Origin of the sequence: Chryseobacterium salipaludis (genome assembly GCF_022968825.1) — a bacterium.
Classification (GTDB): Bacteria; Bacteroidota; Bacteroidia; order Flavobacteriales; family Weeksellaceae; genus Kaistella; species Kaistella salipaludis.
This window is the reverse complement of the sequence record NZ_JALHKS010000011.1, coordinates 1-6,100: the sequence shown is the minus strand read 5'-3', so window position 1 is coordinate 6,100 and position 6,100 is coordinate 1. Positions and strand designations below refer to the sequence as shown.

6 protein-coding genes are annotated in these 6,100 nt (G+C 34.4%); 1 reads left to right on the top strand and 5 read right to left on the bottom strand.

Features of this window, described 5'->3' with window-relative positions:
- Positions 1–140: 140 nt before the first annotated feature.
- From MVI27_RS11730 to MVI27_RS11710, 5 genes are all read right to left on the bottom strand, one after another.
- Entirely contained in the window at positions 141–677 is a 537-nt protein-coding gene (locus tag MVI27_RS11730) for a hypothetical protein (protein ID WP_246962145.1), read from the bottom strand.
- A 184-nt stretch (positions 678–861) separates the two neighbouring features.
- On the bottom strand, positions 862–1,389 hold the full coding sequence (locus MVI27_RS11725; RefSeq protein ID WP_246962143.1) for a hypothetical protein: 528 nt from the start codon (positions 1,387–1,389) through the stop codon (positions 862–864).
- A gap of 154 nt (positions 1,390–1,543) precedes the next feature.
- The gene (locus tag MVI27_RS11720; RefSeq protein WP_246962141.1) at positions 1,544–1,978 is read right to left on the bottom strand and encodes a hypothetical protein; all 435 of its coding nucleotides are present in this window, start codon (positions 1,976–1,978) and stop codon (positions 1,544–1,546) included.
- A 166-nt stretch (positions 1,979–2,144) separates the two neighbouring features.
- A complete protein-coding gene (locus tag MVI27_RS11715; protein WP_246962139.1) occupies positions 2,145–2,963 on the bottom strand; it encodes a universal stress protein in 819 nt (272 codons plus the stop codon).
- Between the two features lie 2 nt (positions 2,964–2,965).
- Positions 2,966–4,435: a potassium/proton antiporter gene (locus MVI27_RS11710; protein WP_246962137.1), complete on the bottom strand. Its 1,470-nt coding sequence runs from the start codon at positions 4,433–4,435 to the stop codon at positions 2,966–2,968.
- A gap of 534 nt (positions 4,436–4,969) precedes the next feature.
- On the opposite strand from MVI27_RS11710, the gene MVI27_RS11705 reads away from it, so the two are divergent.
- The gene (locus tag MVI27_RS11705) at positions 4,970–5,812 is read left to right on the top strand and encodes an IS110 family transposase (RefSeq protein WP_246962134.1); all 843 of its coding nucleotides are present in this window, start codon (positions 4,970–4,972) and stop codon (positions 5,810–5,812) included.
- The last annotated feature ends 288 nt before the right edge of the window (positions 5,813–6,100 follow it).

Below are 6,100 nucleotides of genomic sequence, written 5' to 3'. Positions count from 1 at the left end.
ATCTGAACTCTCTTTGCCCGGCAAAAATAGAAACCTCCCTTAAATCGCTTTAAAGGAGGTCGTTTTTTATGCTTTTACTTTGAAAATTACTGAAAATGTGGAGTTGTGCAACGGTTACCGATGTTGTACGCAGTTTCTTTCTACTCACATTTTATTATATTATTCCTTACATATTGTGTAACCATTCCTGCCTTAAATGCTTTAGATTCACTTTTTTCAGCCAAGTTCTCGGAAATTGCTTCCCAAACCAAATATAGTTTCTCATTTTTTTGACAGCCCCAAGAAAATCCACGATTTAATCCATACCAATCTCCAAAATCCATGGGATACAAACCATTTTCGGTTGCTACTGAATTTTTATATTTTGTTGGTAAATTATTGTAACTCGAAACCCATTTATTTGCAATCTCATTTGGAGATAATTTTGTCAAATCATCTAATAAAATATCTGAGAGATTTTGCTTATTTTGAATAATATATTCCTGATTGTTATTTTTGTTTAAGTCGATTTTTGTTGACTCTTTTGCGGAATTGTTTAGAGAATCCTTTTCTTTTTCGATTGTATTAATTCTATTTTGTAATTCAGCCACTTGGATTTCTAATTTCTTTTGTTCGTTATCTTTCTTGGTACAGTTAATCAGTGTTAGACAAAAAGTTACGTATAAAATTTTCTTCATAATTAAATTGCAAGTTTAATCCGTTCTTTGATTTTATATATGTTTTTTTTGAAATTGCGTACAACGGTTGGGTATTTCTGTTGGCGGAGATTATGATAACTGGTTTGCGTAAATATAAAAAAAATGAACAATTCGCGAAAATCTTTATGATGGAAACTTCAGCCTCGCTAATAGAAATAGCTTGTTAGCAGCTGTCTTTTAATTCCGATATAATTCTGTTTGTTAATTTCTTGGTAGAATAATAATATCCATATTTTGGATCTCTATAATTTTTGTGCTGTACGTTAAAATAAATTCCCTTATCGTTATAATAGAAGAACAATTCTTTGTTTCCAAATAAAATATTCTTTGTATCGAACATTATAATATTATCTCTTATTTCGTATGGATAAGTAAACAAATTAAAGTTCTTTGCGAGATCATAAACTCTTTTTCTATTATTTTCTCTGCCATCATTATTTAGTATCGCGTGAATTTGTGTCACGTTTGGAATTCTCAAGAAACCTACTATACCAAAATATACACAATACGTGGCCAAAAGTAAAATAAGTAAGAATAAACCGAGATTCAGCTGATTTGACCAATCAGTTAGCAAAGCTTTATAAATAAAAAACAGTCCACAGCTCAGCATCAAAACTGCAAGTATATAATCAAGAACTTTATCGAACAGATATTCTTGATCTAAATATTTCTTGAATTGTACTAAGGTCATTTTGTCAGATAGCCGCTAACGGTTGGGTACTTCTGTTGGCGGAGATTATGATAACTGGTTTTTGTAAATATTAAAAAAAAGAGCAATTAGCGAAAATCTTCATGATGAAAACTTCAACCCTGCTAATAGAAATAGCTTGTTACAGGCAGTGCTTTTATTGATTTTTTAATTTTCTCACTGTAATTATTAAAGTTATTAGTAAATTCATGGGTAATGCAAAAGAAACAGTTGCAAAAATTGCTTTTAAAGGCCATCCAATTCCCATTTGGGAATCTCTTATTTCTTTTAGTTCAGTCAGATTTTCAGGTTTTACATTATGAAAATATTCAGAATCACTCATTCCATATGCATTATAACCAAACTTATTCAGAATAAAGTTTTTAGATAATTCCTCTACATAGTAAGTGAAAGCAAAAGTAAGGACAATGATAAATAAAAATGTAAGCACCATAGTCAAAGTTATTTGAGCAAGTTTATTTTCTACAGAAAATGTTAATTTTTTGAAAATGAAAATTGGCATAATAACAAGCAGAATTAGAAAAAAAAGTATGGGAATGTCAAGTAAAAATTTCCATGAATTTATTTCCATATTTTACAAGGTATTTTGAATAGCATTGCCTGTAACGTTTTGTGTATTTAATTAGTTGGCGTTTTTAATGCACAAAAATGTCAGTAAGTGACTGACCGCCAATTGATTAAATACGCTGTTGGCTGCTGTGCTTCTTTTCATTGTCCTTGTCTGATTTCTCTGGTCACTATGGCAAAACAATCATAGGAGTTTGTCCTTCATATACTAATTCGTTTATTAAAAATCGCCTAAAAAGTTGGTCGGTCAAAAGTCGTGAGCCTTTTTGAACAATTAGCAATTTGTCAGTCTTATTGTTTATTACTTTCTTAATGTCTTCAAATGGGTTGTTGCCTTCGTAAATTGCAGAATCTGTATTAAATCTATCCACAAACATTGCGCATAATTCTCTAAGATGCTTTTCTATTCCCTTTGTTTTTTCATTGGGTTTTGCCAAATAGAAAAAGGTAATACTCGTGTTTTTGCTGTCAATGAAATTCAAAAACTTGTTCAATTCCAAGATGTTTAAAGGGTGTTTTTCTGTTACTGCCACAAATATTTTTTCGTGTGAAAAAGTGTCGATTTCCTTGGGCATTGCAACAACAATATTTTTTGTGTTATCAATAACCTGGAGTGCAACGCTTCCAAGAAATAACTTTTTGAGTAAGCCCGTTCCTTCTATTCCCGTAAAAATTAAATTGTTATAAGGTTCTTCTAAAAGTTTAGGTAGTGTAAGCTGTAAATTGCTTTCCGAAACATTGAATGAAACTTTTATGGTTGGCGGAATTATTTCTTTAGCTAATGCCTTCAATTTTTGCAATGCTTCTATATTAGTATGTGCCGCAATTTGATGTCGACTTTCCTTGTCAGTAAGTGCAGGGGCCAACACAATGGACTGATGAACCAAAAGCAATTCTGCATTTGCCTGTTTACTCCAATCGGAAGCATACTTTATTAAGTTGCTTGAATACTCCGAAAAGTCAATAAGTATGATAAATCGTTTTTTCATTTTTACGTTTTTGGCTTGTAAAGACTATCATTTACTTTTGTGAAATCTTCCTTACTGTCGGCAAGCACCATTAATATATCTTTTGCATCAATAATGGTTGAGCCACCGGGGCGAATAAATTCTCCATTTCGCTTAATCATAATAATAAAGGCTGATTTTGGAAAATTCAAATCAACAATTCTTTTGCCTACAGCGTGAAAGTCGGGCAAAATCTCAAATTCTTGCAATGATGATTTAGGAAGGTCTAAAACAAGTTGGTCTAATTCAGTGATTTTTTTTGCTTTTTCGGGTAATGCCACATTGAGCCACTTTGCCACTATTGATAAAGTTGTTCCTTGAATGAGAACCGAAGTAACCGAAATAAAAAATACGATATTGAAAATCATATTGGCTTTATCAATTCCTGCCAAAAGTGGATAAGTGGCAAACACAATAGGAACCGCACCACGCAAACCAACCCATGAAATATAAAATCTTCTACGCAGTCTCATTTTGAAAAACAGCAAGCTGAGAAAAACGCTCACAGGTCGGGCAACAATTATCAAAAATAATGAGATGAGTATGCCAATTCCGAAATAGGGTATTATTTGAGAAGGGAAAACGAGAAGTCCCAAAGTAAGGAACAGCACAATCTGCATTAGCCAAGCCAAACCATCAAACATTTTCAAAATGCTTTTCTTGTGTATAAGGTCTTGATTACCTAAATAAATGGCACAAATGTATATAGCAAGAAATCCGTTTCCACCCACAAAGTCGGTTGCAGAAAAAGTAATAAACATAAGAGCAATAACTAATACAGGATAAAGCCCTTCAAAGTCAAGTCTGATTTTATTAATGAGGAATTTACTAAGTTTTCCAAAAGCAAAACCTGCAATTCCACCCAAAATCATTTGTTGTAGAAACAGGGGAATAATTGAAGCAATACCTTGGTCTTGATTTATCACTAAAGTCAAAAATGCAATAGTCAATACATAAGCCATAGGGTCGTTACTACCGCTTTCTAATTCTAAAGTCGGGCGTAAATTGGTCTTTAAGGCAAGACTTTTTGAGCGTAAAATGGAAAATACGGCTGCTGCGTCTGTTGATGAAACAATAGAACCCAACAACATACTTTCATAAATTGTAAAGTCGGTAACGAACCAAACAAAAGTTCCAAGTGAAAGTGCAGTTAGTAAAACACCTACCGTTGATAAAACAAGACCTTCTCTTAAAATTGGCTTGACAGAAGTCCAATTAGTGTCAAGACCACCTGAAAATAATATGAAATTTAGCGAAACAATACCAATGAATTGAGCAATTTGTGGATTGTCAAACCTAATACCGCCTATGCCGTCAGAACCTGCCAACATTCCGATTGCCAAAAAGAGCAATAGAGTCGGAACGCCAAATTTATAAGATGTCTTGCCTACAATAATGCTTACAAATAGCAATAGAGAGCCAACTAATAGTATATTTTCAATTGTTAAATTCATTCTTTTTTATCTATTAAATCTGTCCGCACAATGTTACTTTTTATACTCGGTTTAGTTGTCAAATATTCCTGTTGTATTTCTGTCTTGTCGAGCCGAAAATTGTCCATTTGCAAGACTTTGTTTCGAGGTCTGTTACCATTGCAGCCAACGGAAAAAGTATTGCTGAAGTGCGGGCTAAATGTAACGAAAAGTTTAATTTAGACTAAACGTAGCCGATGCTTTTTTCGGATTGTTAAATTATAAAAAATAATACGAAGAAGCAGCGGCGGATAATTTTTTAAATCTTTCAACTTTAACCTTCCTCCCGCATTTTGCCAATACAATCTTTACTTTACATTCATAAAATAATTACCTTTAAAATAACCAAGACAGAGGTGAACTGACAATACCGTTAGAGCGTAAAAGGCTCATCTAACATATTAGTCCTCTGCCTTGTTTTTAAAGGGTTGAAACAGCTTTAGATATAATACCAGATTACCCAGATCTAATAAAGATTTTAAAGAAGTTCAACATTAATTTAAACATCACTAAATTATGAAAAATTACACAACCTACATCGGAATTGATGTGGCAAAACTAACGCTGGATTACTGCATGGTTACCCCGGATCCGCAACCCGAACAAGGCCAGGTCCTGAATACGCAAAAATCGATCGAGACGTTTCTAAAAACATTGAAAAAAGCCGGCTGTGAAATGAACGAGACTCTTTTTGTTTTTGAGAATACCGGCATTTATTCCTCGCTGCTCGCCCTGGTTTTAAGCGAAAACCAACTGGACTATGCTCAGGTCCCAGCTTTGGAAATCAAACGCTCGCTGGGGATTACCCGCGGCAAAAGCGATAAAGTAGATGCCAAAGAGATTGCAAATTACGCCAGGCGAAACACTGATAAAATAGCACTTTCTGTGCTTCCGGAAATGAGTCTTCAGCAACTCAGAATCGTGTTTGCCGAACGTGAAAAAACCATTGCCGCCATCAAATCGTTCGAAAGAACCAGGGAAAACGAAATGTTCCTGAGCAAAGAAGTTTTTGCCAGCGTAAAAGCCATCAACCGGCAAACTGTGAAACAGCTCAAAAAGCAACTTGCCATGCTTGATGACAGAATTAAAATTCTGGTCCGGGAAAATGAAATTCTTTATAAACAACAGCAACTTTTAAAAAGCATTCCGGGAATTGGCGAGCTTACCTCTGTCTACCTTTTGATTATAACCAAAGGGTTTACGGCATTTGCAAACGGGCGGAAATTTGCGTGTTATTCAGGAGTAGCGCCCTTTGAACACAGTTCCGGAACGAGCGTTAAGGGGAAAACCAGGGTCAGCCATCTGGCGGATAAAAAAAATGAAGTCGCTGCTGCATATGGCCGCCCTCACCGCAATTAAATACGATGCGGAACTGAAAAACTATTACACGCGTAAAAAGGCGGAAGGAAAACACAGCATGCTTGTTTTAAACAATATTAAATGCAAAATCGTGTACAGAATTTTTGCCGTCATTGCGCGAGACTCAAGCTTTGTGAATCTGCACAAATTTGCAGTCTTATTTTTTCGGTTAGAGCTTGTTTTTTGTCATAGAATATGTTAGCAGAAGTATTATTTACCAAATTGTCTGGAAAGAGTTTTTATTTTCTTTAAATGCTTCGAGCGGTTTTAAACCAATTTCTCGTCTTG

What these genes read in the sequence shown, in the direction of transcription:
- MVI27_RS11730 (WP_246962145.1), bottom strand. Translation starts at nt 677, where the DNA reads ATGAAGAAAATTTTATACGTAACTTTTTGTCTAACACTGATTAACTGT.
- MVI27_RS11725 (WP_246962143.1), bottom strand. Translation starts at nt 1,389, where the DNA reads ATGACCTTAGTACAATTCAAGAAATATTTAGATCAAGAATATCTGTTC.
- MVI27_RS11720 (WP_246962141.1), bottom strand. Translation starts at nt 1,978, where the DNA reads ATGGAAATAAATTCATGGAAATTTTTACTTGACATTCCCATACTTTTT.
- MVI27_RS11715 (WP_246962139.1), bottom strand. Translation starts at nt 2,963, where the DNA reads ATGAAAAAACGATTTATCATACTTATTGACTTTTCGGAGTATTCAAGC.
- MVI27_RS11710 (WP_246962137.1), bottom strand. Translation starts at nt 4,435, where the DNA reads ATGAATTTAACAATTGAAAATATACTATTAGTTGGCTCTCTATTGCTA.
- MVI27_RS11705 (WP_246962134.1), top strand. Translation starts at nt 4,970, where the DNA reads ATGAAAAATTACACAACCTACATCGGAATTGATGTGGCAAAACTAACG.